A 24,880-nucleotide genomic window follows, 5' to 3' on the forward strand; every position below is an offset into this window, starting at 1 on the left:
AGACCACCGGAACGGAACGGGAGTTCCGGGCGTCTGTCCCGGCGGGGGAACGGACGGGGGCCAACGGCGCACCCCGGCCCATGACGCATCATGGACTCATCAAGACCGGAGCCCGGGGCTCCCTCGCCCGAGGAGAACGACACAAGCGTGACCAGGCGTCATGACCGGGCCCCGGGGCAGGCCCGCACACAGCACCGCGCGAAGTACCTCACCCTGCTCGGCGCGCTCCTCGCGCTCGTCATCGCCGTGTGCGCCGGCATCTACGTCACCGCCGCACCCGGCCGCGGCACCCCCATCGGCACCCTCGCCGACGGCCGCCCCCACCGCGACTCCTCCGCCGCTCCCGTCTCCACCGGCACCTGGGTCGGTTCCTGGGCCACCGCCCCCGTCGGCGGCGAACCCGGCACCGAGACGACCGGCCTCGCGGGCCACTCGGTACGCAACGTCGTCCACGCCGACGCCGGCGGCACCAGCGCCCGCATCACCCTCTCCAACCTCTACGGCCAGTCCCCCCTGGACATCACCCACGCCACGATCGCCCTGTCCGCCGGGGACACCACCGCCGCCGCCGACGCCGACACCATGCGCCGGCTCACCTTCAACGGCGCCACCGGCGTCGTCATACCCGCCGGCGAGGAAGCCGTCAGCGACGCCGTCCACCTGCTCATACCCCACGGCACCGACGTCCTGGTCACCACCTACTCCCCCACCCCCTCCGGACCGGTCACCTACCACCCGCACGCCCGGCAGATCTCCTACGTCGCCACCGGCGACCGCACCGAGGACTCCACCGGCACCCCCTACACCCAGCAGACGCCCTACTGGCGCTACGTCACCGCCCTCGACGTGCTGAGCAACGAGGCCGACGGCACCGTCGTCGTCTTCGGCGACTCCATCACCGACGGCATCACCTCCACCACCAACGCCAACCGCCGCTGGCCCGACCTGCTCGGCGGCCGGCTGCGCACCGCGCTCCAGGACGGACGGCGACTCCCGCGCTACAGCGTCGTCAACGAAGGCATCAGCGGCAACCAGGTCCTCGCCGACGGCCTCGGCCGCCCCGCGGAGAACCAGAGCGGACTCGACCGCTTCGGACGCGACGCGCTCTCCCGCACCAACGTCAAGGTGGTCGTCGTCGACCTCGGCATCAACGACATCCTGCGCAACCCCCGCCTCGCCGACCCCGACCGCGTCCTCGGCGGCCTGCGCACCCTCGTCCGCGACGCCCACGCCCGCGGACTGAAGGTCGTCGGCGCCACCCTGATGCCCTTCCAGGGCCACCGGGGCTGGACCCCCGCCCGCGAGGCGGTCCGCCGGCAGATCAACGCGGAGATCCGCGCGGGCGGCGTGTACGACGCGGTCGTCGACTTCGACCAGGCGCTCCGCGACCCCTACGACCCGCGCCGGCTGCGCCCCGACTACGACTCCGGCGACCATCTGCACCCCGACGACCGGGGCTTCGCGAAGATGGCCGAGGTCTTCGACCTGCGCACGCTCAAGGGCGCGGGGCAGGCGGAGCTGTGAGCGCGGGGCGAGGAATACTGGCGGCATGACCCGCTTGATCCTCGCCACCCGCAACGCCGGAAAGATCACCGAGCTGAGGGCCATCCTGGCCGACGCCGGACTCCCCCACGAACTGGTCGGCGCCGACGCCTACCCCGAGGTCCCCGACGTCAAGGAGACCGGCGTCACCTTCGCCGAGAACGCCCTGCTCAAGGCGCACGCGCTGGCACAGGCCACCGGGCTGCCAGCGGTCGCCGACGACTCCGGCCTGTGCGTGGACGTCCTCAACGGCGCCCCGGGCATCTTCTCGGCCCGCTGGTCCGGCCGCCACGGCGACGACCAGGCCAACCTCGACCTGCTGCTGGCCCAGCTCTCCGACATCGCCGAGGAACACCGCGGCGCGCACTTCGCCTGCGCCGCCGCCCTGGCCCTGCCGGACGGCACGGAACGGGTGGTCGAGGGCCAGCTGCGCGGCACCCTGCGGCACGCCCCGGCGGGCACGGGCGGCTTCGGCTACGACCCGATCCTCCAGCCCGACGGCGAGACCCGGACCTGCGCCGAACTGACCGCCGCCGAGAAGAACGCCATCAGCCACCGTGGCAAGGCGTTCCGGACCCTGGTACCGGTGGTGCGGGAGCTGGTGGGCTGAGCGTGGAAGAGGGGCTGCCCGACGGGCAGCCCCTCTGTGCGCATGGGCCCGGTGGGACTCGAACCCACGACACACCGGACCTAAACCGGCGCCCTCTTGCCAGCTGGGGTACGGGCCCTCGACGCTGCGCCTACTCTACTGGCGCCGCGCGGAGTTTGTGACCGGCGCCCGCACCGCGCCAGATGCCGGTGAGCGCCGGGCAGTTGGGACCCGGCAGCCGTGGGTTCTCCCGCCGGTCCCCTCGATGCGGTCGGACCTCCGGCCGGACCGGAAGCCCTCGCCCGGGAAGAAGAAAGCCGGCCCGCCTCCGGAGTTCCGGGGTGGGCCGGCGGTGGGGGCGGGAGGGGTCAGATCCCGAGGTCTTTGATGATCTTGGCGACGTGGCCGGTGGCGCGGACGTTGTAGAGGGCGCGTTCGACGGTGCCCTGTTCGTCGATGACGAACGTGGAGCGGATGACGCCCATGTACGTCTTGCCGTAGTTCTTCTTCTCGCCGTAGGCGCCGTAGGCCTCGGTGACCTTCTTGTCGGGGTCGGCGAGGAGGGTGACCTTGAGGGATTCCTTCTCGCGGAACCTGGCCAGCTTCTCGGGGGCGTCCGGGGAGATGCCGATGACGTCGTAGCCGGCGCCGGCCAGCAGGTCGAGGTTGTCGGTGAAGTCGCAGGCCTGCTTGGTGCAGCCGGGGGTGAGTGCCGCGGGGTAGAAGTAGACGATGACCTTGCGGCCCTTGTGGTCCGCGAGGGAGACCTCGTTCCCGTCGGCGTCGGGGAGGGTGAAGGCGGGGGCCACGTCCCCCGGCTGGAGTCGCTCGCTCATCGGACCAGCGTAACCGGGGGGCCTTGCGGTGCGGCGCGGGCCGGAGCTGACAAACTGTTCGGAACAGCAACAGCTCAATCCCGGCAGACTTCGGAGGCCGTACGGTGGCGGACACGGCGGACACCAGAACCCCGGCGCAGATCGAGGCGGACATCAAGCGCCGCCGCGAAGTGCTGGCCGAGACCCTCGACGAGATCGGGGTGCGGGTGCACCCGAAGACGATCATCGGGGATGCGAAGGCCAAGGCCGTCGCCAATATCGACCACACGATGGGCCGCGCGTATGTGCAGGTCAACCGGGTGGTGAGCGATGTCAGGGCGCAGTTCGCGGATGAGCACGGGCGGCTGCGCATGGACCGGGTGCTGCCGGTGGCGCTCGTCGTCGTCGGGGTCGGGGGCCTGCTCGCCCTGTCCCGGCGGCGCGGGCGCTGACGGCGACGGCCACCCGGGCGACGACGGGCGCGCGGAAGGCAGGTAGGTTCGAGGCGTGAGCGCCAACAGAAACCAGCAGAGCACCCCGCAGCACGACAAGCTGCCCATCCGGATGCTGCACGACCGGGTGCTGGTCAAGCAGGAGTCCGGTGAGGGCGAGCGGCGGTCCGGGGGCGGCATTCTGATTCCCGCGACGGCGGCGGTCGGGCGTCGGCTGGCCTGGGCCGAGGTCGTCGCGGTCGGTCAGAACGTACGGACCGTGGAGCCCGGTGACCGGGTGCTGTTCGATCCTGAGGACCGGGCCGAGGTCGAGGTGCGGGGCGTGGCGTACGTGCTGATGCGCGAGCGTGATCTGCACGCCGTGGCCGCGGACCGGTTCGAGGGGTCGCAGGACTCCACCGGGCTGTATCTGTGAGGCCGTAGCGTCCGGCGCGGGACGCGTGCGAGAAGGGCTGGTGACCATGGTCACCAGCCCTTCTTGTCGTGCTTTTGCTAGCTTCGGAGGTGAGCCCGACGAGACGCGCCGTACCGGGATGCAGGCAAAGACGACGCACCGCGGAGAAACGTCGTTCGTCTCGGAGGTGCCGTCGTGGCCTGGGTTCTGCTTGTCGTGGCCGGTCTGCTGGAGGTCGGCTGGTCGGTCGGCATGAAGTACAGCGAGGGTTTCACCCGGCCGGTGCCCAGTGTGCTCACCGGCGCGGGGATCGTCGCGAGCATGGTGCTGCTGTCGTACGCCGCGAGGACCCTGCCGATCGGTACGGCCTACGGGGTGTGGGTCGGGATCGGCGCGGCCGGTGCGGCGGTGCTCGGCATGGTGGTGCTCGGTGAGCCGGTCACCGCCGCCCGGATCTTCTTCGTGTGTCTGCTGCTGGTCGCCGTCGTGGGGCTGAAGGCGACCGGCGGTCATTGAGCCGGGCTCAGAGCCCGGTTCCCGTGCCTCCCGGTCCGGTGCCCGTGCCGGTGCCGTCCGTCGTGCCGCCGCCGGTGGCCGTGCCGCCGCCGGGGGTGCCGCCGCCCGGTGCGCCGCCGGTGCCGGGGTCGCCGCCGGTCGCGGCGCCGCCGGTGCCCGGGTCGCCGGCGGTGGTGCCGCCGTCGGTGGCCGGGGTGCCGCCGGTCGCGGCACCGCCGGTCGCGGCGCCGCCGGTGCCCGTGTCACCCGCGGTGGTGCCGCCGTCGGTGGGGGTGCCGCTGGGGGTGCCGCTCGGGGTGCCGGTGCCGCCGTTGTCCTGGCCGTCGGTGCCGGTGGACTGGCTCGGGTCGCCCGGGCCGGGCGGCTGCGGCTGGTCGGCGCCGGGCTGGAGCTGGAGGTCGAAGCTCGCGACGGCGCTGTTCTGGAGGGCGTCGTGGGTGTACTGGGCCCAGATCTGGGTGGGCGGGCCGCCACCGTTCATGCGGGCCTGGCCGAGGGCGCCGTACAGCGGCATGTGCTTGGCGGTGACCGGGTCCTGTCCCATCACGGAGACCACCGTGGCGAGGTCGGGGGTGTAGCCGGCGAACCAGGCGGCGGTGTCGTTCTCGGCGGTGCCGGTCTTGCCGGCCGCCGGACGGCCCGCGGCCTTGGCGGCGGTGGCGGTGCCGCCCTCGACCACGCTCTGCAGCATGGAGGTGGTGGTGTCGGCGGCGGCCCGGCTGACGGCCTGCTTGACCGGCTGGTCGGGCAGCGTGACGTCGTCGGTGCCGTTCCGGGTGACCTTCTTGACCAGGGTGTACGTGCCGTGCTTGCCGTGGTTGGCGAGCGTGGCGTACGCCTCCGCCATGTCCAGGACGCTGGCGGTGGCGGTGCCGAGCGCGATGGAGGGGTAGGGCTGGAGGTCCGGGGTGTCCGAGGGGATGCCCAGGTTGATCGCGGTCTGCTTGACCTTGGAGGGGCCGACGTCGACGGCCATCTGCGCGTACACCGCGTTCACCGAGAGGTCGGTGGCCTTGGTGACGGTGATCTGGCCGTACGACTTCTGGTCCTCGTTCTGCGGGGCGTAGCCGCCGCCGCTCCAGCCCTGTACGGGGCGCTCGTTGGTGCCGTCGTACTGGGTGTTCGGGGTGATGGGGCGGCCGTCCTGGGTGGTGGAGCCGTTCTGCACCGCGGAGGTGAAGACGAAGGGCTTGAAGGTGGAGCCCACCTGGAAGTCGCCGCGGGTCGCGCCGTTGGTGTACTGCTGCACGTAGTCGATGCCGCCGTACATCGCGACGACCTCGCCGGTCTTGGGGTCGACGGAGGCGCCGCCGGCCCGGACGTAGCTGTCGACCTTGTTGTTCTTCTTGTCCAGCTTGGAGACCAGCTGGTCGTCGACGGCCTTGACGAAGGCGTCCTGGCGGGGCTTCTGGATGGTGGTGGTGATGCGGTAGCCGCCGGCCGCGAGCTGGTCGGCGTCGATGATGTTGTTGGTGGTCAGGTACTGCTTGACCGCCTCGACGAGGTAGCCGCGCTGGCCGGACAGGCCGGTGGAGGTCGTCTGCTCCTTGGGCATCGGGAACTTCATGCCGGCGCGCTCGGACTGGCTGAGCCAGCCCTGCTTGACCATGCCGTCCAGGACGTAGTTCCAGCGGGCCACGGCGGCGGACTTGTTCTCGGGGTGGGCGACGACGTCGTACTCGCTGGGCGCGTTGACGAGCGCGGCGAGGTAGGCGGCGCGGGCGGGGTCGAGGTCCTTGGCGTCGCGGCCGTAGTAGGCCTGGGCGGCGGCCTGGATGCCGTAGGCGTTGCGGCCGAAGTAGCTGGTGTTGAGGTAGCCCTCGAGGATGTCGTCCTTGGACTTGTTCCGGTCGAGCTTGATCGAGATGAAGAACTCCTTGGCCTTGCGGGTGACCGTCTGTTCCTGGGCCAGGTAGTAGTTCTTCACGTACTGCTGGGTGATCGTGGAGCCGGACTGCTTGCCCTTGCCGGTCGCGGTGTTCCAGGCGGCGCGGATCATCGCCTTGGGGTCGACGGCGGACTCGGTGTAGAAGTCCCGGTCCTCGGCGGCCAGTACGGCGTGCTGGGCGGCCTTGGAGACCTGGGCGAGGGAGACGTTCTCGCGGTTGATCTCGCCGTCGCGGGCGAGCTGGGAGCCGTCGGCGTAGAGGTAGACGTTGCCCTGTTTGGTGGCGAGGGCGTTGGCCGGCGGGATGTTGACGAGCGAGTAGCCCACGAAGAACAGGCCGACGATCGCGAGCACGGCGACGATGAAGGTGCCGAGCACCATCCGCCAGGTGGGCAGGAGCCGTCGCCAGCCGGTGCGCTTGGGCCGCTTGGGCTTCTTGCCCTTGCCCTTGCCGGCGCCGGGGTCGTCCGAGGCGGCGGCGAGGGCGGTGGTCTGGGCTTCGGGGGCGTGGGCGGTCTGCCGGGGTCCGGTGCCGGAGTCGGGCCGACCGGGGGTGGGGCCGGGGCCGCCGGGGGTGGCGGTGCCGGCCGCGGAGCCGGCGGCTGCCGTGCCCGCGGCTCCGGCCGCGCCCGCCTTCCCGGTGGCCGCGGCGGCGGGTCCGGCGGCGGCCGCGGCGCCTGCCGCTCGGGCGGTCCGGGCGGGGCCGCCCGGACGGGTGCCGGTGGTGTGGGTGGTGGGGCCGGTCGCCTCGGGTCCGCTCGCGGGGTTCGCCGCGGCGGGGCCGTTCGGCTCGCCCTTGCGCGGGGCGGTGACGCGGCGCAGCACCTGGGTGGTCTCGGGCGTGCCCGGGCCGGACTCGCCGGACTCCTTGGGCTCGCGGGGCGGCGTGATCCGGCGCAGCACCTGGGTGCTCTCGGCGGACTGCTGCTTATCGGGCGTGCGGGCGCCGGGCACCTGCGGCTTCTCGGCGGCGGGCGTGCCGGAGCCGCGTCGGTCGGTGCCCTCCGGTGCGGAGGCCGAGGTGGCGCCGGTGTCCGTGCGGGCGTCGCGGGCGGCCTGCCGGGCGCGGGCCATGGAGGCCGTGCGGTCCTGGGGCGCGGGAACGGAACGACGGGTTCCGGTGTCCGCGGCGTCCGTCGCGGTGTCCTCGGTGTCCCGCTCGCCACGGGCGCCCCGGTCCTCGCGGGACGTCTCGGAGCCGCGGGCGTCCCGGGCGTCACCGGCGTCCGCGGCCTTTTCGGCACCGGCGCTCTTCGCGGCGCCGGTCGGGCTTCCCGCCTTGCGGGACTCCCGGGCGGCCCGGGCGTCGCCCGCGCCGTCGGTGTCGTCGGTCGCGTCGACGCGCTGGGATCGCCCGGTGTCCTCGGCCCGTCCGGCGCGCCCGGCCTGCCGCTCGGTCCGGTCGCCGCCCTCGGCCCGGCCGGTGTCCCCGGCCTTCCCGGTGTCCTCGGCCCGGCGGCCGGCGGACCGCGCCCGCCCGGTCCCCTCCGGCTCCGCGGCCCGGTCCTCGGACCGGTCGGCGCGCCCGGACCCCTCGGTGTCCTTGCTCCGGCTGGTCCTCTCGGTGCCCTCCGGGGTGTCGGGGGTGGCCCCCGGGGTCCCTGGCCCCTCAGCCGGCAGCGGCTTCTTCGGTGCCACGCCTTCCTTCGGCTGCTGCGGCTGTGGCTCGTCGCTCATGTCGTGCACGGACTCCTGTTTCGCGTCGTACGTTCCCGTACGCCTCGTACGCCTTGCCCCCCGTTTTGAAGACTCTCGCACCTGGCGTTCCGTTCCCGGATTCCGGCACGCTTCCGCAGGGAAATGCGTGGCCGGCCGCCGGGCCTTCGGACTAGGCTCCTGCGCTTCGGTGTCGAGCGGTCCGAGGAGGTCGACTGGCGTGGGCGCGGGACGGTTGTACGCCGCTGTCGCGTTGGGGGGATTCAGACGGTACGCGACCTACAGGGCTGCCACTGCGGCAGGGGTGTTCACCAATACGGTCTTCGGGCTGATTCTCGTCTGCACCTACCGGGCGCTGTGGGACGTGAAGCCGCATCTGGGCGGGTATGACCAGGCTCAGGCCATCACCTACGTATGGCTGGGGCAGGCCCTGTTGTCGACGCTCGCGATCGGTGGCGGGGGCGTCGAGGACGAGCTGATGGAACGCATCCGTACGGGGGACGTGGCGATCGATCTGTACCGGCCGGCCGATCTCCAGCTGTGGTGGCTGGCCGCGGACCTGGGCCGGGCCTTCTTCCAGCTGCTGGGGCGGGGTGTGGTGCCGTTCGCGTTCGGCGCGCTGGTCTTCCCGGCGTACCTGCCGGCGGACGCGGGCAGGTGGGCGGCGTTCCTGGTGGCCGTGGTGCTGGCGATGCTCGTCGGTTTCGGGCTGCGCTATCTGGTGGCGCTGAGCGCGTTCTGGCTGCTGGACGGCACCGGCGTGACCCAGATGGCGTTGCTGCTCGGCTACTTCTGCTCGGGCATGCTGCTGCCGCTGAACGTGTTCCCGGGCGCGCTCGGCACGGCCGTGCGGGCCCTGCCCTGGTCCTCGCTGCTCCAGGCGCCGGCGGACGTCCTGCTCGGGCACGGGGATCCGCTGGGCACCTATCTGTTCCAGGGCGCGTGGGCGGTGGTGCTGCTCGGTGCCGGGCGGCTGCTCCAGTCGGCGGCGACGCGGCGGGTGGTGGTGCAGGGTGGCTGAGCGCGGGCGGCTCGCACAGGGGCTGCGGGCGTACCGGCTGATCGCCGGGATGTGGATCAGGTCGACGATGGCGTACCGGGCGTCGTTCGCCATGACGACGTTCGGGAGCTTCGCGGCGACGTTCTTCGACTTCGTGGCGATCATGCTGATGTTCTCGCGGGTGGACGCCCTGGGCGGCTGGTCGCTGCCCGAAGTGGCGTTCCTGTACGGCCTGTCGGCGGTCTCCTTCGGTCTGGCGGACCTGCTGATCGGGTCGATGGACCGGCTGGGCCGGCGGTTGCGGGACGGCACGCTGGACGCGCTGCTGGTGCGGCCGGCGCCGGTGCTTGCGCAAGTGGCGGCGGACCGGTTCGCGCTGCGGCGCCTGGGCCGGCTGACGCAGGGCTCGCTGGTGCTGGGCTGGGCGCTGAGCCGGCTGCACGTCGACTGGACGGCGGGGAAGCTGCTGCTGATGCCGCTGACGCTGCTGAGCGGCTGCGCGATCTTCTGCGCGGTGTTCGTGGCCGGGGCGGCGTTCCAGTTCGTGGCGCAGGACGCGTCGGAGGTGCAGAACGCGTTCACGTACGGCGGTACGACGCTGCTCCAGTACCCGCCGACGGTGTTCGGGAAGGAGCTGGTGCGCGGGGTGACCTTCGTGCTGCCGCTGGCCTTCGTCAACTGGCTGCCCGCGTCGTACGTGCTGGGGCGGCCGTATCCGCTGGAGCTGCCGGAGTGGGTGGCGGGGGCGCCGCCGCTGGTGGCGGTGGTCTGCTGCGTGCCGGCCGGGCTGGCCTGGCGGGCGGGTCTTCGTTCGTATCGGAGCACAGGGAGTTAGCCATGGACGGCTTCATCGAGCTGGACGGGGTGGAGAAGGTCTTCTCGGTGCGCCGCAAGACCGGGTTCCTCAGGCGGGAGCGGCAGGAGGTGCGGGCGGTGGACTCGCTGTCGTTCACCGTGGCGCGCGGGGAGATGGTGGGCTACATCGGGCCGAACGGCGCCGGGAAGTCGACCACGATCAAGATGCTGACCGGCATCCTGACGCCGAGCGGGGGGCGGCTGCGGGTGGCGGGGATCGATCCCTCGCGGGAGCGGTCGCGCCTCGCGCAGCGCATCGGGGTGGTGTTCGGGCAGCGCACCACGCTGTGGTGGGACCTGCCGCTGATCGACTCCTACCGGCTGGCCCACCGCATGTACCGGATCCCGGACGCCCGTTACCGGGAGAACCTGGACCGTCTGGTCGAACTGCTGGAGCTGCGGAGCCTGTTGGACACGCCGGTGCGGCAGCTGTCGCTGGGGCAGCGGATGCGCGGGGACATCGCGGCGGCGCTGCTGCACGATCCGGAGGTGCTGTACCTGGACGAGCCGACGATCGGCCTGGACGTCGTCTCGAAGGCCAAGGTACGGGGCTTCCTGCGGGAGTTGAACGCCGCGCAGGGCACGACGGTGCTGCTGACCACCCACGACCTCCAGGACATCGAGCAGTTGTGCTCCCGGGTGATGGTGATCGACCACGGGCGGCTGATGTACGACGGTCCGCTCGCCGGGCTGCACGAGGCCGGGGAGAGCGAGCGGACGCTGGTGGTGGACCTGGAGCGGGAGCTGCCGCCGGTGGAGGTGCCGTCGGCGCGGGTGGTGCGCGTCGAGGGGCCCCGGCAGTGGCTGGCGTTCCCGGCGGGGCAGTCGGCGGCGCCGGTGGTCGCGCGGCTGGCGGCGGAGTATCCGCTGGTGGACCTGTCGGTGCGGGAGCCCGACATCGAGGCCGTCATCGCCAAGATGTACGCGGAGAAGGCGGTCTCGTAGGCTGCTGTCATGACCGACGACGCACGTGCGGAGCTGCGCGCTTCCGATGCCGACCGGGACCGGGTGGCCGAGGTGCTGCGCGACGCCCTCGCCGAAGGGCGCCTCGACATGGAGGAGTTCGAGGAACGGCTGGAGGCGGCGTACCGGGCGCGTACGTACGGGGAGCTGGCGCCGCTCACCCGGGATCTGCCCGCGGGCGCCCCGGCCGCGCCGGTCTCCTTCGTCAAGCAGCCCGCGCCGGACGGTGGTTGGGCGTCCCGGATCGTCGGCGGGGAGGGCTCCTCGTCCGGCGGGGTGGCGATCCTGTCGGGGTTCGAGCGCAAGGGCCGCTGGACCGTGCCCAGGCGCTTCAACTGCTTCACGTTCATGGGCGGCGGCGAGATCGACCTGCGTGAGGCGGACTTCGCCGACCGCGAGGTGGAGATCAACGTGGTGGCGGTCATGGGCGGGGTCCAGGTGATCGTGCCGCCGGGGGTCGAGGTCGTGGTGCGCGGCATCGGGATCATGGGCGCCTTCGAGCATCCCCGGGAGGACGGGCCGCCGGAGCCGGGGGCGCCGCGGGTGGTCATCGGCGGGTTCGCCTTCTGGGGCGGGGTCGGGGTGGCCCGCAAGGTGACGCGGGCGGAGCGGCAGCGGCTGAAGGAGCAGCGCCGGCAGGAGCGGCTGGAGCGCCGGGAGGGCCGGCGCGGGCTGCCCCGGTCGTCGCGCGAGGAGTGGCGCGAGGCGCACCGCGAGCGCCACGAGGAACTGCGGGAGCGCCGCGAGGAGTGGCGGGAGCGGCGCGAGGAGCGGCGTCGGGGGCTCTGAGGAGCGCCGTGCCGGGCGGCGGGGGCGGTGTGGCTACGTGGTGCACACCTTGGTCAGCTCGCCCGCCGCGTCCGTGACCGGCCCGACGTCCGGCGTGCGGTCGCCGTCCTTCAGTGCCGTGCGGACCCGGCCGACGGCCCGGTCGAGGTCGTCGACGGCCTGGTTGACGTCGGCGCTGTCCGTCTTGTCGCCGATCCGGCGCAGATTGGTCTCGATGGAGTCGAGCGCGGAGTCGGCCCGCCGGGGGTCGTGCGCGGCGTCCTCCACGGCCTGCTGGAGGTCGGTGACGCTGTCGGCGATGGTGTCGGCGGTCTGCACGCAGTCCAGGGCCTTGTCCACGGGGCCGCAGCCGGTGAGGGCGGTGGTGAGCGCGGCGGTCGCCACGACGGTGGCGACGGCGGCGAGACGGCCTCGGCGTCGGCTGGCGCCCATGGTGGTGTTCACCCTCTCCTGATGTCCCCTGGTGCGGTACGGGTGCGCGGCGGGCCGGGCACCCGTACCGGTAGGACGCGAGGGGGGCGCCGTGGGTTGCCCGTCACCGGGCGAGCGTGGCCTCCAGGGCGGCGCGCTGGTGGGCGGCCAGGCTGTCGCAGCCGGCGACCGCGAGGTCGAGCAGGGCGTTCAGCTCGTCGCGGGCGAAGGGCTCGGCCTCGGCGGTGCCCTGGACCTCGACGAAGCGGCCGTCGCCGGTGCAGACGACGTTCATGTCGGTCTCGGCGCGCACGTCCTCCTCGTAGCACAGGTCGAGCAGCGGGACGCCGCCGACGATGCCGACGGAGACGGCGCTGACGGTGCCGGTGAGCGGCTGCCGCCCGGCCTTGATCAGCTTCTTGCCCTGGGCCCAGGCGACGGCGTCGGCGAGGGCGACGTACGCGCCGGTGATGGCGGCGGTGCGGGTGCCGCCGTCGGCCTGGAGGACGTCGCAGTCGAGGACCACGGTGTTCTCGCCGAGCGCCTTGTAGTCGATGACGGCGCGCAGCGAGCGGCCGATGAGGCGGGAGATCTCGTGGGTGCGGCCGCCGATGCGGCCCTTGACGGACTCGCGGTCGCCGCGGGTGTTGGTGGCGCGGGGCAGCATGGCGTACTCGGCGGTGACCCAGCCCTCGCCGCTGCCCTTGCGCCAGCGCGGGACGCCCTCGGTGACGGAGGCGGTGCAGAAGACCCTGGTGTCGCCGAAGGAGACGAGGACGGAGCCCTCGGCGTGCTTGCTCCATCCCCGTTCGATGGTGACCGGGCGGAGCTGTTCGGGAGTACGGCCGTCGATGCGAGACATGGCATGGAGCCTATCCGCAGATGCGGAAGGGGCTCCTCCCGCGTCGGGAAGAGCCCCTGTCCGTGCGTCCCGGGGGGACGTCACATCATGTCTTCGATCTCCGCGGCGATCGGGTCGGCGTCCGTGCCGATGACGACCTGGACGGCGCTGCCCATCTTGACGACGCCGTGGGCGCCGGCGGCCTTCAGGGCCGCGTCGTCGACCAGCGAGGGGTCGGAGACCTCGGTGCGCAGCCGGGTGATGCAGCCCTCGATCTCCTCGATGTTGTCGATCCCGCCGAGGCCGGCGACGATCTTCTCAGCCTTGGTGGCCATGTTCCTTCTCCCTGATCCGAACCGCTTTGTCGCAGTAACCCACAGTTGGCCCATCTTCGCGAGCGGTCATGCCGTCCGTGCCGAATGATGGCGATCACGACAGCGGAACCGTCCGCCGACTGGTCTACACCAGCGGGGGTACGGGCGCCAAACCGCGTCCGAGTCGAGTGGCCGGAGGACGCCCATGGGCGAGGGGAGCGCGACCGGCGGCGGGGGCGGGGCCGGCGCGGTGCGGGAGCGCTGGGGCCGGCTGTTCCAGGGGCTGCAGAAGATGGGGCGCAGCCTGCAACTGCCGATCGCGGTGCTGCCGGCCGCGGGCCTGCTGATCGGCCTCGGGCAGCCGGGCGTGGTGGGCGAGGGCGGGCTGGGCTGGACCGCGGCGGCCAAGGTGATGCGGGGCGCGGGCGGGGCGCTGCTCGACGGTTCGCTGGGGCTGCCGCTGCTGTTCTGCGTGGGCGTGGCGATCGGCATGGCGCGCAAGGCGGACGGTTCGACGGCGCTGGCCGCGGTGGCGGGGTTCCTCGTCTACTACGGGGTGCTGCACCAGTTCCCCCAGGACTGCCCGGCCGGTTCGCGTCCGCTGCCCGGCATCGGCTGCCGGGCGGGGGACGGGACGGTGGCGGCGTTCACCTTCCAGAACCCGGGGGTCTTCGGCGGGATCGTGCTGGGGCTGCTGGCCGCGTCCCTGTGGGCGCGTTTCCACCGTACGAAGCTGGTGGACTGGCTGGGTTTCTTCAACGGCCGCCGGCTGGTGCCGATCCTCATGGCCTTCGCCGCCATCGTGTTCGCGGCGCTGTGCCTGTGGGTGTGGCCGCCGGTCGGGGCCGGCCTGGAGGCGTTCAGCCGCTGGCTGCACGCGGCCGGGGCGTGGGGCGCGGGGCTGTTCGGCGTCGCCAACCGGGCGCTGCTCGTGGTGGGCCTGCACCAGTTCCTGAACGTGCCCCTGTGGTTCCAGTTCGGCAGCTACACCGCGCCGGACGGAACGGTGGTGCACGGCGACATCAGCATGTTCCTGGCGGGCGACCCGCACGCGGGCCAGTTCACCTCGGGCTTCTTCCCGATCATGATGTTCGCGCTGCCGGCCGCCGCGCTGGCGATCACGCACTGCGCCAGGCCGCACCGCCGCAAGGAGGTCGGCGGTCTGATGCTGTCGGTGGCGCTGACCTCGTTCGTCACCGGCATCACCGAGCCGATCGAGTACTCGTTCATGTTCATCGCCCCGCTGCTGTACGCGGTGCACGCGGTGCTCACCGGGGTCTCCCTGGCGGTGACCTGGGCGCTCGGGGTGCACGACGGGTTCAGTTTCTCGGCGGGTCTGATCGACTACGCCATCAACTGGCACCTGGCGACCAGGCCATGGCTGATCGTCCCGATCGGCCTGGCCTTCGCGCTCGTCTACTACGCCGTCTTCCGGTTCGCCATCACGGCGTTCGACCTGAAGACGCCGGGCCGCGAGCCCGAGGCCGAGAGCGAGGACGTCACCGGGGTCTGACGGCACCGCCTCCGGCGCCGCGCGGCCCGCCTTCCGGTGGCGGAACTCACGGTTCCTTACCGCGCCTTCATCGTGCTACAAAAGGTCTACACCAGTGAGTGGTGTAGACCACCACCCGATGGAGGACGTATGAGCACCGCCACCGCAACGGCGGCCCCCGCGAAGAAGCGGGGAACGGGCCTGTTCCAGGGCCTGCAGAAGGTCGGCCGGAGTCTTCAGCTCCCGATCGCCGTACTGCCGGCCGCGGGCATCATGGTCCGCCTCGGACAGGATGACATCTTCGGCAAGGACGGCCTTGGCTGGGACAAGGTCGCGACGGTGTTCAACGCGGCCGGCGGTGCCCTGACCGGATCCCTCCCCCTGCTGTTCTGCATAGGCGTGGCCATCGGCTTCGCCAAGAAGTCGGACGGCTCCACCGCTCTGGCCGCGGTCGTCGGCTTCCTCGTCTACAGCAAGGTCCTCCAGGCCTTCCCGCTGGTCGACCAGCACATCGACCACGGCAAGATCGTGGCCGCGACCTACAACGACCCCGGTGTCCTCGGCGGCATCATCATGGGTCTGCTGTCGGCCGTGATGTGGCAGCGCTTCCACCGCACCAAGCTGGTGGACTGGCTCGGCTTCTTCAACGGCCGCCGGCTGGTGCCGATCCTGATGGCCTTCGTCGGCACCCTGGTCGGCGTCTTCTTCCTGCTGGTCTGGGAGCCCATCGGCAAGGGCATCACGCACTTCGGCGAGTGGATGACGGGCCTCGGGGCCGGCGGCGCCGCCCTGTTCGGCCTGGTCAACCGCGGCCTGATCCCGATCGGCATGCACCAGTTCGTCAACACCGTGGCCTGGTTCCAGCTCGGCGACTTCCAGAAGGCCTCCGGCGAGGTCGTGCACGGCGACATCACCCGGTTCCTCGCCGGCGACCCGTCCGCCGGCCTCTTCCAGACCGGCTTCTTCCCGATCATGATGTTCGGTCTGCCCGCCGCCGCCCTCGCCATCGCGCACTGCGCCCGCCCCGAGCGCCGCAAGGTCGTCCTCGGCATGATGGTCTCGCTCGCGCTGACGTCCTTCGTCACCGGTGTCACCGAGCCGATCGAGTTCTCGTTCATGTTCATCGCCCCGCTGCTGTACGTGGTGCACGCGGTGCTCACCGCCGCGTCCATGGCGGTGACCTGGGGCCTGGGCGTGCACGACGGCTTCAACTTCTCGGCCGGCTTCATCGACTACGCGCTCAACTGGCACCTGGCGACCAAGCCCTGGCTGATCATCCCGATCGGACTGGTCTTCGCGGTGATCTACTACGTGGTCTTCCGCTTCGCCATCCTCAAGTTCGACCTGAAGACCCCGGGCCGCGAGCCCGAGGAGGAGGTCGAGGACCTCACCAAGGCGTGAGGCCGCCCGCCCGGCACGACGAAGGCCCCGGAACCCAGGAGGTTCCGGGGCCTTCGTCCGTGGGGCCGCCTCAGATCTCGTAGACCGCGCCCGGCGCCGCCAGTTCGACCGGTCCCGCGTAGGCCTCGCGCGCGTCGCGGAGGTTGGCCTCGGGGTCGGTCCACGGGGCGATGTGGGTCAGGACCAGGCGGCGCACGGCGGCACGGGTGGCCGTCTCGCCCGCCTCGCGGCCGTTGAGATGGAGGTCGGGGATGTTCTCCTTGCCGTGCGTGAACGCGGCCTCGCACAGGAACAGGTCGGCGCCCTGGGCCAGTTCGTCCAGGACGGGGGTGACGCCGGTGTCCCCGGAGTAGACGAGAGTCCTCCCGCCGTGCTCCAGCCGGACCGCGTACGCCTCCACGGGGTGGCGGACCAGGTCGGTGTGCACCGTGAAGGGGCCGATCTCGAACGTGGACGGCTTGACGGTGCGGAAGTCGAACACCTCGCTCATCGAGGAGGCGGAGGGGGTGTCGGCGTAGGCCGTGGTCAGCCGGTGCTCGGTGCCCTCGGGGCCGTAGACCGGCACGGGCGCGCACCGGCCGCCGTCGTGCCGGTAGTAGCGCGCGACGAAGTACCCGAGCATGTCGATGCAGTGGTCGGGGTGCAGATGGCTGAGGAAGATCGCGTCGAGGTCGTAGAGACCGCAGTGGCGCTGCAGCTCGCCCAGGGCGCCGTTGCCCATGTCGAGGAGCAGCCGGAAGCCGTCGGCCTCGACGAGGTAGCTCGAACAGGCCGATTCCGCGGACGGGAACGACCCCGAGCAGCCGACGACGGTGAGCTTCATGAAGCAGAAACCTCCGTTGGCGGGAGAACCGATGGGCGGGCCGAGGCTCCCCGGACAAGGACAGGACGAGGAACCCCGGAAAAGGGCTGACGGGGGTCGTGCGGGTCTGTCGAGCCTACGGCGCGAGGGCGCGGGCCGCTCCTCTGCCAGGGGCCGTTGTGGGCGAACTCACCTGTGCTGTCACCGGTTCGGCTGGACCCGGGGCGCACGGGAACGACAGGAGGGCGCGCGCCGGGCGGCACGCGCCGGTAACGTCGTCGTATGGACACGTCCTGGTGGCTGGCGCTCGCCGCGGTGGTGCTGCTCGCCCTGGTGGCCTCGCTCGTCGACGGCTGGGGGCGCGGACGCCGGCCCCGCGGACGACGACGGCTGCGGCCACCGGGTCTCCCGGGCGCCCGGGACGCGCGGGCGCCGGCCGGTCGTCCGTCACCGGGTGACATCTGGTGGGCGAACGTGCCCTTCGAGGACCGCGCGGAAGCCCGCGGGGCCGCGCGCGGCGCGCCGGCCGGGGCGGCGGCGGGCGACGGGCCGGGGAAGGACCGGCCCTGTCTGGTGCTGGCCGTGCGCGGGAACCGGGCCACCGTCGCCAGGATCACCAGCAAGTTCCACGACGACCGGGCCGGGGTGATCCCGCTGCCGCCCGGCGCGGTCGGCGACGCGCGGGGCCGCCCCAGCTTCCTGCACACCGACGAGCTGCGCGAGGTGCCGGTGGGCGACTTCCGCCGCCGGGTGGGGGTGGTCGACCCGGTCCTGTGGGACCAGGTGCGCCACCTCGCCCGTTAGCTCTTCACGGTCACGGTGACCGTCCAGTCCTGGATGCCCTTGCAGGCCATCTGGCCGGGTGCGGTGGGCTGGGCGCACATGGGGCGGGACGAGGTCAGCCTCCCGGTGCCGGGGGCGACCGCCCGGTAGGCGGCCTCGGCGTCGCCCCGCCGGACGACGAAGCCCGAGTTGACGGCGGTGAGGGCACCGCCGGTGACGGTGACCGGCTTCCAGGGCCGGTCCTTGGTGCCGGTGAGGCCGAGCCGCACCTGACCGCCCTTGGCCACGCAGACGGTGCGTCCGTTGTCGGCGGCGGTCAGCCGCACCTGGTTCCGGCACACCGGGGCCTGGTTCCCGGGGACCGGGGAGACCTTCCGGCTCGCGGTGGAGCTGGTGTGGGTGCCGCAGCCCGCCAGCAGCAGGGCGGTGGCCGCGAGGGCGAGAACTGTCGTACGGCGCATGGGGGGACCGCCTTTCCGCGGGGCCGCCGGTCGGCCCGCCTGGTGCCGGTGTGACGTACGGCGGCCGGTGCCGGATCCCGCCGCAAGGCAAAGGACCGGCCAACGAACGGATCCCGCACGCGGAGGGTGTCCGCGTGCGGGATCGCAGGGTGGTTCGGGCGGTGCGGGTGATCAGCCGGTCGTCAGGGCGGTGTCGTCCACGACGAAGCTGGTCTGGAGCGAGGAGTCCTCCACGCCGTTGAACTTCAGGGTGACCGTCTGGCCCGCCAGCGAGGACAGGTCGAAGGTCTTCAGGGCGTAGCCGGAGGCCGCGTTGACGTTCGAGTACGTCGCCAGGGTGGTCGAACCGGCGGTGACCGTCAGCTTGTCGTACGCGGTGCTGCCGGTCTCCGCGGTGTCGATGTGCAGGTAGAAGGTCAGGGTCGCCTTGCAGCCCGCGGGGATGGTCACCGACTGGGACACGGTGTCGGTGTGCGAGGTGCCGTACCCGTCCATCCAGGCCTTGTAGGAGCCGCTGTGCGCCGGCTCACCGCTGTCGGTGGTGATCACGCCGCTGCTCGCGGTCCAGCCGGTGTTGCCGGACTCGAAGCCCGGGTTGGCCAGCAGCTGGGTCGAGGTGCAGCCGCTGCCGCCGCCGGTGCCCACGGTCCAGGTGAAGGAGGTGGAGCCGGTCGCGCCGGTGGAGTCGGTCGCGGTGACGGTGACCTGGTAGGTGCCCGCGGTGGACGCGGTGCCGGAGATCACGCCGGTGGAGCTGTTGATCGACAGGCCGGTGGGCAGGCCGGAGGCGCTGTAGGTCAGGGCCGCGCCCGCGCTGTCGGAGGCCTTGATCTGGAGGCTGACGGAGCTGCCGGTGGTGGTGGACTGGCTGCCCGGGTTGGTCACGGAGACCGTGTTGCCGCCGGTGCTGCCGCCCGAGGTGAAGGCCGCGGTGCCGTTCGGGGTGCCCCAGCCGGTCGGGCCGTCGTAGCCGGTGGTCGCCTTGCAGAAGTACGACGTGGTGCAGGAGCCGTTGGAGCCGCTGGTGACGTCGTTCAGGTTGCCGGTGTGGCCGTAGGGGTACTTCGCCGGGTAGTCGCTGGAGCCCGGGGTGCCCGCGAGGGCGTAGACGCCGGCGATGATCGGCGAGGAGGCGCTGGTGCCGCCGTAGACCGCCCAGCCGCTGCCGCCGTAGGTGTCGTAGACCGCGACGCCGGTGGCCGGGTCGGCGACCGCGGAGACGTCGGCCTCCATGCGCTTGGAGCAGCCGGAGTCGGTCTGCCAGCTCGGCTTCGGGTCGTACGCCGAGCAGCCGGAGCCGGTGCCCTCGGTGGAGTTGGTGTTCCACACCGACTCGCTCCAGCCACGGGAGTTGGAGGAGGTGGTGAGGGCGGTGCCGCCGACGGCGGTCACGTACTGGGAGGTCGCCGGGTACTCGGCGCCGTAGCCGGAGTCGCCCGCGGAGACGGTGATCGCGACGCCCGGGTGCTTGAAGTACTGGGAGTCCTCGGTCGTCTGGGAGGACGCCTCGGAGCCGCCCCAGCTGTTGGAGACGAACTTGGCGCCCAGCGCGACGGCCTCGTTCTCGGCGATGCCGAGGTCGGTGTCGTTCGCGGAGTTGGCCTCGACGAGGTCGATGTTGCAGTTCGGGCAGATGGCGCTGACCATGTCGATGTCGAGCGCCTCTTCACCGGCCCAGCCGCTGTCGTTGGTCGGCAGCGAGGTGGTGGAGCCGGTCTGACTGACCTGCTTGAAGCAGCCGTTGGCCTTGGTGCAGGCGGACAGGCCGTACTGGGAGCGGTACGTGGCCAGGTCGGCCTCGGCGTTGGGGTCGTTGTAGGCGTCGACCACCGCGACCGTCAGGCCCGAACCGCCCGTGGTGGGCAGGTTGTAGGCGCTGTGCAGGTTGGCCGGGGAGAGACCGGAGGGCGCCGCGGCGGCGAGCGCCGAGGCCAGCTTCTGCTTGATGTCGGTACGGCGCTGCGCGAAGCAGGACACGTGACCGGGCGCGGCGTGGGCGGCGCACAGGTGGGTGGTGGGGACCTTCTGGCCGGCCTTGCCGGTCGTGTGGAAGGTCTGCCGCTCGGGTGCGGTCAGCGCCTGGTTGTTCTGGGCGACCTTGGAGGTGTGCGGGTGGGCCGCGACGGGCTGCGCGCCGGCCGTCGGCGCGGCGGCGAATCCGGCGACGGTCAGGGACAGAGCGGGGAAGGCGACGGCCAGAAGTCTTCGCATGCTTCGGGTGCGCCCGCTCGGGCGTGACTCACGCATGGGGTACTGCCTCCATCGGGAAGTGGGGTTTCTCGCACTGGTTGGCAGGCCCGTGACGCGCGTAGCGGCGACCACGCAGTCATGAGCATGACATCGCAGACACTCGTCGTGTCGGCTGAGCGTGACATGACAGGGTGCGGGAGGAACCTAGCCCCGCACGCGCTTCACCCGGCAGGGGCCCAAGGAATTCTTTGCTTCCCCATAGGAACGGCTTAGCCCCCTCGTGAGAGGGGGCTGGGCTGCGCTTGAGGCGGGAGCGGCCCGGGATTCAGGGTCTTTCGTCCGGGCCCGCGAGCCCGGCATGATCCAGACGAAAGGCCCCTAGGCCCAGAGCTGGCCGTGCAGCGTCTCGATGGCCTCTTCCGTGGTGGCCGCCGTGTAGACGCCGGTGGAGAGGTACTTCCAGCCGCCGTCCGCCACGACGAAGACGATGTCGGCGCTCTCGCCCGCCTTGACGGCCTTCCTGCCGACGCCGATCGCCGCGTGCAGCGCGGCACCGGTGGAGACGCCCGCGAAGATGCCCTCCTGCTGGAGGAGCTCACGGGTGCGGGTGACCGCGTCGGCGGAGCCCACCGAGAAGCGGGTGGTGAGGACCGAGGCGTCGTACAGCTCGGGGACGAAGCCCTCGTCCAGGTTGCGCAGGCCGTAGACCAGGTCGTCGTAGCGCGGCTCGGCGGCCACGATCTTGACGTCCGGCTTGTGCTCGCGCAGGTAGCGGCCCACGCCCATCAGGGTGCCGGTGGTGCCGAGGCCCGCGACGAAGTGGGTGACGGAGGGCAGGTCCGCCAGGATCTCCGGGCCGGTGGTGGCGTAGTGGGCGCCCGCGTTGTCCGGGTTGCCGTACTGGTAGAGCATCACCCAGTCGGGGTGCTCGGCGGAGAGTTCCTTGGCCACCCGCACGGCGGTGTTGGAGCCGCCCGCGGCCGGCGAGGAGATGATCTCCGCGCCCCACATGCCGAGCAGGTCCCGGCGCTCCTGCGAGGTGTTCTCGGGCATCACGCACACCATGCGGTAGCCCTTGAGCTTGGCCGCCATGGCCAGCGAGATGCCGGTGTTGCCGGAGGTGGGCTCCAGGATGGTGCAGCCGGGGGTGAGCCGGCCGTCCTTCTCCGCCTGCTCGATCATGTGCAGCGCGGGGCGGTCCTTGACCGAGCCGGTGGGGTTGCGGTCCTCCAGCTTCGCCCAGATGCGGACCTCGGGGGACGGCGACAGCCGCGGCAGGCGCACCAGAGGAGTGTTGCCCACCGCGGCCAGCGGGGAGTCGTAGCGCATCGCTCTCGGGGACCGATCAGCGCATGCCGCCGGCGACGGCCGGCAGGATCGTGACGTTGTCGCCGTCGGACAGCTTGGTGTTGATGCCGTCCAGGAAGCGGACGTCCTCGTCGTTCAGGTAGACGTTGACGAACCGGCGCAGCTGGTCGCCGTCCACGATGCGGGCCTGGATGCCCGCGTGCCGGCTCTCCAGGTCGGCGAAGAGCTCGGCGAGGGTGTTCCCGGTGCCCTCCACCGCCTTCTGACCGTCGGTGTAGGTGCGGAGGATGGTCGGGATGCGGACCTCGATGGCCATGGTTGCGGGCTCCTGTCGGAAGTGTTCGTCGGGGCTGCGGGCTCGGTACGTCAGCAGAAGGCGCGCACCACAGTCAGAACCATGGGCTCATCGTATCGATTCCCGGTCGGCGCTCCGGAATGTGATCCCATCTGTCGGACGGATTCCGGTCGCATCCTGAGATCAGTAGGCGGCGACGACCTTGACCTCCTCCTCGGTGACCTCACCGTCCACGATGCGGAAGGAACGGAACTGGAACTCGCCCAGGCCGTCGGTGTCCGCGGTGGAGACCAGGACGTAGTGGGCGCCGGGCTCGTTGGCGTAGGAGATGTCGGTGCGCGAGGGGTGGGCCTCGGTCGCGGTGTGCGAGTGGTAGATGACCACCGGCTCCTCGTCGCGGTCGTCCAGCTCGCGGTAGAGCTTGAGCAGATCGCCCGAGTCGAACTCGTAGAAGGTGGGCGACATGGCCGCGTTCAGCATGGGGATGAAACGCTCGGGGCGGTCCGAACCGGCCGGACCGGCGACGACGCCGCACGCCTCGTCGGGGTGGTCCTTGCGGGCGTGGGCGACGATCTGGTCGTACAGCGCCTGGGTGATGGTCAGCATGCTCGTCAGGATAAGCACAGGGCCGCCCCGTACCGATGGGTGGTACGAGGCGGCCCGCATGCCGGACGTCCTGAGCGGCGACCGCCGGGGGCGCCACGAGTGCTCCCGGCGGCCGGACGTCCCGGGGAGGGGTCCCGGCGGTGGCGTCAGCGCTTGGCGAAGGCCGAGGCCTCCGGGTTGCGGCGCTTGAGCACCGCGTACGAGATGCCGAGGATCAGACCCCACAGCGGCGCGCAGTACAGCGAGACCCGGGCGTCCTTGTCGATGCCCATCAGCACGATCACCATGCCGATGAACAGCAGCGCGAAGACGCTGGCGTACGGGGCGCCGGGGGCCCGGAACTCCGAGCGGGGCAGGACGCCGCGGTCCGACAGCCGCCGGTAGCGGATGTGGCAGATCAGGATGACGATCCACGCCCACATGCCGGAGATGGTCGCGAAGGAGACCACGTAGTCGAACGCCTTGCCCGGCCACTGGTAGTTGATCCAGACGCCCACGAGCATCAGCGCGGCGGAGAACGTGGTGCCGACCAGCGGCGTACCGCTCGGTGTCAGCTTGGTGAAGAACTTCGGACCCTGGCTGTTGAGCGCGAGGTCGCGCAGCATCCGGCCGGTGGAGTACATGCCGGAGTTGCAGGAGGACAGCGCGGCCGTGAGGACCACGAAGTTGACGATGCCGGCGCCGACGGACAGGCCCATCTTCTGGAAGGCGGCGACGAAGGGGCTCACCCCGGCGTGGAACTCGGTCCACGGCACCACCGACAGGATCATGATCAGGGCGCCGACGTAGAAGACGGCGATGCGCCACGGCACGGTGTTGATCGCCTTCGGCAGCACCTTGCGCGGGTCCTTGGACTCGCCCGCGGTCACGCCGACCAGTTCGACGGCGAGGAAGGCGAACATGACCATCTGGAGCGTCATCAGGGTGCCGCCGACGCCATGCGGGAAGAAGCCGCCCTCGTTCCACAGGTGGCCCACCGAGGCGGTCTTGCCCGCGTCGGAGAAGCCGAGCGTCAGGATGCCCGCGCAGATCAGGATCATGCCGATGATGGCGGTCACCTTGACCATGGAGAACCAGAACTCCAGCTCGCCGAAGAGCTTCACGGAGATCAGGTTGGCGGCGTAGAGCACGATGGTGAAGATCAGGGCCGAGGCCCACTGCGGTATGGAGAACCAGTACGTCATGTACGCGGCCGCGGCGGTGACCTCGGTGATGCCGGTGACCACCCAGAACAGCCAGTACGTCCAACCGGTGACGAAGCCCGCGAACGGGCCGATGAACTCGCGCGCGTACTCCGAGAAGGAGCCGGAGACCGGGCGGTACATCAGCAGCTCGCCGAGCGCCCGCATGATCAGGAAGATGACGAAGCCCGCGATGGCGTACGCCAGGATCAGACTCGGTCCGGCCTTGGAGATGCCCTTGCCCGCGCCGAGGAACAGACCGGTGCCGATGGCACCGCCGATGGCGATCATCTGGATCTGCCGGGACCCGAGCCCCCGCTGATACCCCTCGCCCTCGCCGCCTTCCGCCCGCACGGCGTCCTGGCCGTCGGGATGCTGGTCGACCTGCGCTGAGGTCATTCTTGGTGCGCCTTTCTCCATTCCGACCCGGGCCTTCGTCGGCCTCGGACCGGATCACGATCCCCCCGGATTGATGGAGTTGTTGCCTGGCCGACGGTCGTCGGCTCGGTGGCGCACCCGGCCGAACGTGGGTGGTGTTCGCCGGGCGGTCGTGAAGATTTATCACGACCGCAACACTGATCACCCTGATCGATTGTGATGCAAGGCACAGGTAGAAGCAGACAAATAGCGTCCGAACGAGGCAAACCCGGCCGCAACGGTGACGGGATCGTTATCCGGATTTGAGCGTCCGCTGAGCGAACCGCAGATCGGGCAGGATCAGGGCATAAGGGTCGACACCAGGGTCTCCTGGAGTCCGCCCAGCCACAGATAGGCCATCACCATCGGCTTGCGCGGGTCCTCGTCCGGCAGCCGGTACAGCAGCTCGGTGTCGTCCTCGTCGGTGATCTCCAGCCGGGCACCGATCGCGAGGCGCAGATCGTTGAGGGAGTTCAGCCAGCGCCGGGACTCCTCGGGAGTCAGCTTCAGCACCGCGCCGCCCTCGTCCACCGGGGCGAGCGCGTCCAGGCTGCGGATCACCGCGAGCGCGTTCTCCCGCTTGCCGGCCCGCAGGTCGTTCTCGGTGTAGCGGCGGAACTCGGCGGAGTGCGCCCGGCGCTCCTCGGCCTGGGCGGGCGAGTCCGGGGCCTTCTCCGGGTCGCTGTAGGCGTCCGGGAAGAGCCGGCGCAGCACCGGGTCGGCGGGCGGCTCGCTCGGCCCCTCGGCGAACAGCTCCGCGAGCGGATCGGCGGGGGCGTCCGCGCCGGGACCCGGGCCGATCAGCTCCAGGAGCTGGACGGCCAGCGATCGGATGATCGAGATCTCGACGTCGTCGAGCGCGACGGCCGCGCCGCCGCCGGGGAGCGGTTCGAAATGTCCGGGCATGTAAGTGGGTTCG

The 24,880-nt window shown here is 71.6% G+C and carries 25 protein-coding genes, 1 tRNA gene and 1 riboswitch; of the genes, 12 read left to right on the forward strand and 14 right to left on the reverse strand.

Going from position 1 to position 24,880, the window contains the following annotated elements; translation table 11 throughout:
* Positions 1–147: 147 nt before the first annotated feature.
* Both BLW85_RS16045 and rdgB read left to right on the forward strand, forming a co-directional pair.
* Positions 148–1,524, forward strand: coding sequence for an SGNH/GDSL hydrolase family protein (locus BLW85_RS16045; protein ID WP_074992415.1), 1,377 nt, complete (start codon positions 148–150; stop codon positions 1,522–1,524).
* 25 nt (positions 1,525–1,549) lie between these two features.
* The gene (rdgB, locus tag BLW85_RS16050; protein WP_074992416.1) at positions 1,550–2,152 is read left to right on the forward strand and encodes an RdgB/HAM1 family non-canonical purine NTP pyrophosphatase; all 603 of its coding nucleotides are present in this window, start codon (positions 1,550–1,552) and stop codon (positions 2,150–2,152) included.
* Between the two features lie 43 nt (positions 2,153–2,195).
* Here rdgB and BLW85_RS16055 read toward each other — a convergent pair.
* Together BLW85_RS16055 and bcp are read right to left on the reverse strand one after the other, a co-directional pair.
* Positions 2,196–2,270, reverse strand: a tRNA-Leu gene (locus BLW85_RS16055).
* 229 nt (positions 2,271–2,499) lie between these two features.
* A complete protein-coding gene (gene bcp / locus BLW85_RS16060) occupies positions 2,500–2,967 on the reverse strand; it encodes a thioredoxin-dependent thiol peroxidase (RefSeq protein ID WP_070027314.1) in 468 nt (155 codons plus the stop codon).
* 104 nt (positions 2,968–3,071) lie between these two features.
* Between bcp and BLW85_RS16065 the strand changes: the two genes are divergently transcribed.
* From BLW85_RS16065 to BLW85_RS16075, 3 genes are all read left to right on the forward strand, one after another.
* On the forward strand, positions 3,072–3,398 hold the full coding sequence (locus BLW85_RS16065; RefSeq protein ID WP_070027312.1) for a DUF3618 domain-containing protein: 327 nt from the start codon (positions 3,072–3,074) through the stop codon (positions 3,396–3,398).
* Positions 3,399–3,510: 112 nt separating this feature from the next.
* The gene (locus BLW85_RS16070; RefSeq protein WP_374028541.1) at positions 3,511–3,813 is read left to right on the forward strand and encodes a GroES family chaperonin; all 303 of its coding nucleotides are present in this window, start codon (positions 3,511–3,513) and stop codon (positions 3,811–3,813) included.
* A 75-nt stretch (positions 3,814–3,888) separates the two neighbouring features.
* A riboswitch (guanidine-III (ykkC-III) riboswitch) is annotated at positions 3,889–3,953 on the forward strand.
* A gap of 34 nt (positions 3,954–3,987) precedes the next feature.
* A complete protein-coding gene (locus BLW85_RS16075; RefSeq protein ID WP_070027305.1) occupies positions 3,988–4,308 on the forward strand; it encodes a DMT family transporter in 321 nt (106 codons plus the stop codon).
* 7 nt (positions 4,309–4,315) lie between these two features.
* Here BLW85_RS16075 and BLW85_RS16080 read toward each other — a convergent pair whose 3' ends face one another.
* Positions 4,316–7,099 (reverse strand): transglycosylase domain-containing protein, encoded by a 2,784-nt coding sequence (locus BLW85_RS16080; protein WP_074996093.1) that lies wholly within the window; start codon positions 7,097–7,099, stop codon positions 4,316–4,318.
* A 973-nt stretch (positions 7,100–8,072) separates the two neighbouring features.
* On the opposite strand from BLW85_RS16080, the gene BLW85_RS16085 reads away from it, so the two are divergent.
* The 4 genes from BLW85_RS16085 to BLW85_RS16100 are packed head-to-tail and all read left to right on the forward strand — an operon-like array spanning position 8,073 to position 11,459.
* Positions 8,073–8,873: an ABC transporter permease gene (locus tag BLW85_RS16085; protein WP_070027303.1), complete on the forward strand. Its 801-nt coding sequence runs from the start codon at positions 8,073–8,075 to the stop codon at positions 8,871–8,873.
* Positions 8,874–8,922: 49 nt separating this feature from the next.
* A complete protein-coding gene (locus BLW85_RS16090) occupies positions 8,923–9,687 on the forward strand; it encodes an ABC transporter permease (protein WP_107409310.1) in 765 nt (254 codons plus the stop codon).
* 2 nt (positions 9,688–9,689) lie between these two features.
* A complete protein-coding gene (locus tag BLW85_RS16095; RefSeq protein WP_070027301.1) occupies positions 9,690–10,652 on the forward strand; it encodes an ABC transporter ATP-binding protein in 963 nt (320 codons plus the stop codon).
* Between the two features lie 9 nt (positions 10,653–10,661).
* Entirely contained in the window at positions 10,662–11,459 is a 798-nt protein-coding gene (locus BLW85_RS16100; protein ID WP_074992417.1) for a DUF1707 SHOCT-like domain-containing protein, read from the forward strand.
* A 33-nt stretch (positions 11,460–11,492) separates the two neighbouring features.
* Here the strand turns inward: BLW85_RS16100 and BLW85_RS16105 are convergent, their stop codons facing one another.
* The 3 genes from BLW85_RS16105 to BLW85_RS16115 form a co-directional block, all read right to left on the reverse strand.
* Positions 11,493–11,891, reverse strand: coding sequence for a hypothetical protein (locus BLW85_RS16105; RefSeq protein ID WP_070027465.1), 399 nt, complete (start codon positions 11,889–11,891; stop codon positions 11,493–11,495).
* 103 nt (positions 11,892–11,994) lie between these two features.
* Positions 11,995–12,732, reverse strand: a complete 738-nt coding sequence (gene rph, locus BLW85_RS16110; RefSeq protein WP_070027297.1) for a ribonuclease PH — start codon at positions 12,730–12,732, stop codon at positions 11,995–11,997.
* Positions 12,733–12,812: 80 nt separating this feature from the next.
* Positions 12,813–13,046, reverse strand: a complete 234-nt coding sequence (locus tag BLW85_RS16115) for a PTS sugar transporter subunit IIB (RefSeq protein WP_070027295.1) — start codon at positions 13,044–13,046, stop codon at positions 12,813–12,815.
* A 184-nt stretch (positions 13,047–13,230) separates the two neighbouring features.
* Between BLW85_RS16115 and BLW85_RS16120 the strand changes: the two genes are divergently transcribed.
* Complete coding sequence (locus BLW85_RS16120; RefSeq protein ID WP_074992418.1) at positions 13,231–14,538, forward strand: PTS transporter subunit EIIC; 1,308 nt, start codon at positions 13,231–13,233, stop codon at positions 14,536–14,538.
* A gap of 129 nt (positions 14,539–14,667) precedes the next feature.
* On the forward strand, positions 14,668–15,918 hold the full coding sequence (locus tag BLW85_RS16125; RefSeq protein WP_070027291.1) for a PTS transporter subunit EIIC: 1,251 nt from the start codon (positions 14,668–14,670) through the stop codon (positions 15,916–15,918).
* A 70-nt stretch (positions 15,919–15,988) separates the two neighbouring features.
* Here the strand turns inward: BLW85_RS16125 and BLW85_RS16130 are convergent, their stop codons facing one another.
* Positions 15,989–16,741, reverse strand: coding sequence for an MBL fold metallo-hydrolase (locus tag BLW85_RS16130; RefSeq protein WP_070027289.1), 753 nt, complete (start codon positions 16,739–16,741; stop codon positions 15,989–15,991).
* Positions 16,742–17,002: 261 nt separating this feature from the next.
* Between BLW85_RS16130 and BLW85_RS16135 the strand changes: the two genes are divergently transcribed.
* Complete coding sequence (locus BLW85_RS16135; RefSeq protein WP_074992419.1) at positions 17,003–17,524, forward strand: type II toxin-antitoxin system PemK/MazF family toxin; 522 nt, start codon at positions 17,003–17,005, stop codon at positions 17,522–17,524.
* On the opposite strand, the gene BLW85_RS16140 is transcribed toward BLW85_RS16135, so the two are convergent.
* From BLW85_RS16140 to BLW85_RS16170, 7 genes are all read right to left on the reverse strand, one after another.
* Positions 17,521–17,964: a hypothetical protein gene (locus BLW85_RS16140; RefSeq protein ID WP_070027285.1), complete on the reverse strand. Its 444-nt coding sequence runs from the start codon at positions 17,962–17,964 to the stop codon at positions 17,521–17,523. The genes BLW85_RS16135 and BLW85_RS16140 overlap by 4 nt on opposite strands.
* A gap of 171 nt (positions 17,965–18,135) precedes the next feature.
* The gene (locus tag BLW85_RS16145) at positions 18,136–20,211 is read right to left on the reverse strand and encodes a putative Ig domain-containing protein (RefSeq protein ID WP_074992420.1); all 2,076 of its coding nucleotides are present in this window, start codon (positions 20,209–20,211) and stop codon (positions 18,136–18,138) included.
* A gap of 321 nt (positions 20,212–20,532) precedes the next feature.
* Positions 20,533–21,483: a PLP-dependent cysteine synthase family protein gene (locus tag BLW85_RS16150; protein WP_070022732.1), complete on the reverse strand. Its 951-nt coding sequence runs from the start codon at positions 21,481–21,483 to the stop codon at positions 20,533–20,535.
* Positions 21,484–21,499: 16 nt separating this feature from the next.
* On the reverse strand, positions 21,500–21,778 hold the full coding sequence (locus tag BLW85_RS16155) for a MoaD/ThiS family protein (RefSeq protein ID WP_070022731.1): 279 nt from the start codon (positions 21,776–21,778) through the stop codon (positions 21,500–21,502).
* A gap of 162 nt (positions 21,779–21,940) precedes the next feature.
* Complete coding sequence (locus BLW85_RS16160; protein ID WP_070022730.1) at positions 21,941–22,363, reverse strand: M67 family metallopeptidase; 423 nt, start codon at positions 22,361–22,363, stop codon at positions 21,941–21,943.
* Between the two features lie 146 nt (positions 22,364–22,509).
* Positions 22,510–23,943, reverse strand: coding sequence for an amino acid permease (locus tag BLW85_RS16165; protein WP_070022729.1), 1,434 nt, complete (start codon positions 23,941–23,943; stop codon positions 22,510–22,512).
* 318 nt (positions 23,944–24,261) lie between these two features.
* Positions 24,262–24,867 (reverse strand): DUF2017 domain-containing protein, encoded by a 606-nt coding sequence (locus BLW85_RS16170; RefSeq protein ID WP_070022728.1) that lies wholly within the window; start codon positions 24,865–24,867, stop codon positions 24,262–24,264.
* Positions 24,868–24,880: the final 13 nt, after the last annotated feature.

The organism is Streptomyces misionensis, from assembly GCF_900104815.1.
Taxonomy (GTDB): domain Bacteria; phylum Actinomycetota; class Actinomycetes; order Streptomycetales; family Streptomycetaceae; genus Streptomyces; species Streptomyces misionensis.

Bases quoted from the DNA above. Each gene is read 5' to 3' on its own strand.
- BLW85_RS16135 (WP_074992419.1), top strand. From the start codon at position 17,003: ATGGACACGTCCTGGTGGCTGGCGCTCGCCGCGGTGGTGCTGCTCGCC.
- BLW85_RS16170 (WP_070022728.1), bottom strand. From the start codon at position 24,867: ATGCCCGGACATTTCGAACCGCTCCCCGGCGGCGGCGCGGCCGTCGCG.
- bcp (WP_070027314.1), bottom strand. From the start codon at position 2,967: ATGAGCGAGCGACTCCAGCCGGGGGACGTGGCCCCCGCCTTCACCCTC.
- BLW85_RS16100 (WP_074992417.1), top strand. From the start codon at position 10,662: ATGACCGACGACGCACGTGCGGAGCTGCGCGCTTCCGATGCCGACCGG.
- BLW85_RS16070 (WP_374028541.1), top strand. From the start codon at position 3,511: ATGCTGCACGACCGGGTGCTGGTCAAGCAGGAGTCCGGTGAGGGCGAG.
- BLW85_RS16105 (WP_070027465.1), bottom strand. From the start codon at position 11,891: ATGGGCGCCAGCCGACGCCGAGGCCGTCTCGCCGCCGTCGCCACCGTC.
- BLW85_RS16165 (WP_070022729.1), bottom strand. From the start codon at position 23,943: ATGACCTCAGCGCAGGTCGACCAGCATCCCGACGGCCAGGACGCCGTG.
- BLW85_RS16130 (WP_070027289.1), bottom strand. From the start codon at position 16,741: ATGAAGCTCACCGTCGTCGGCTGCTCGGGGTCGTTCCCGTCCGCGGAA.
- BLW85_RS16160 (WP_070022730.1), bottom strand. From the start codon at position 22,363: ATGCTGACCATCACCCAGGCGCTGTACGACCAGATCGTCGCCCACGCC.
- BLW85_RS16140 (WP_070027285.1), bottom strand. From the start codon at position 17,964: ATGCGCCGTACGACAGTTCTCGCCCTCGCGGCCACCGCCCTGCTGCTG.
- BLW85_RS16150 (WP_070022732.1), bottom strand. From the start codon at position 21,483: ATGCGCTACGACTCCCCGCTGGCCGCGGTGGGCAACACTCCTCTGGTG.
- rdgB (WP_074992416.1), top strand. From the start codon at position 1,550: ATGACCCGCTTGATCCTCGCCACCCGCAACGCCGGAAAGATCACCGAG.
- BLW85_RS16120 (WP_074992418.1), top strand. From the start codon at position 13,231: ATGGGCGAGGGGAGCGCGACCGGCGGCGGGGGCGGGGCCGGCGCGGTG.
- BLW85_RS16145 (WP_074992420.1), bottom strand. From the start codon at position 20,211: ATGCGTGAGTCACGCCCGAGCGGGCGCACCCGAAGCATGCGAAGACTT.
- rph (WP_070027297.1), bottom strand. From the start codon at position 12,732: ATGTCTCGCATCGACGGCCGTACTCCCGAACAGCTCCGCCCGGTCACC.
- BLW85_RS16125 (WP_070027291.1), top strand. From the start codon at position 14,668: ATGAGCACCGCCACCGCAACGGCGGCCCCCGCGAAGAAGCGGGGAACG.
- BLW85_RS16115 (WP_070027295.1), bottom strand. From the start codon at position 13,046: ATGGCCACCAAGGCTGAGAAGATCGTCGCCGGCCTCGGCGGGATCGAC.
- BLW85_RS16090 (WP_107409310.1), top strand. From the start codon at position 8,923: ATGTGGATCAGGTCGACGATGGCGTACCGGGCGTCGTTCGCCATGACG.
- BLW85_RS16095 (WP_070027301.1), top strand. From the start codon at position 9,690: ATGGACGGCTTCATCGAGCTGGACGGGGTGGAGAAGGTCTTCTCGGTG.
- BLW85_RS16155 (WP_070022731.1), bottom strand. From the start codon at position 21,778: ATGGCCATCGAGGTCCGCATCCCGACCATCCTCCGCACCTACACCGAC.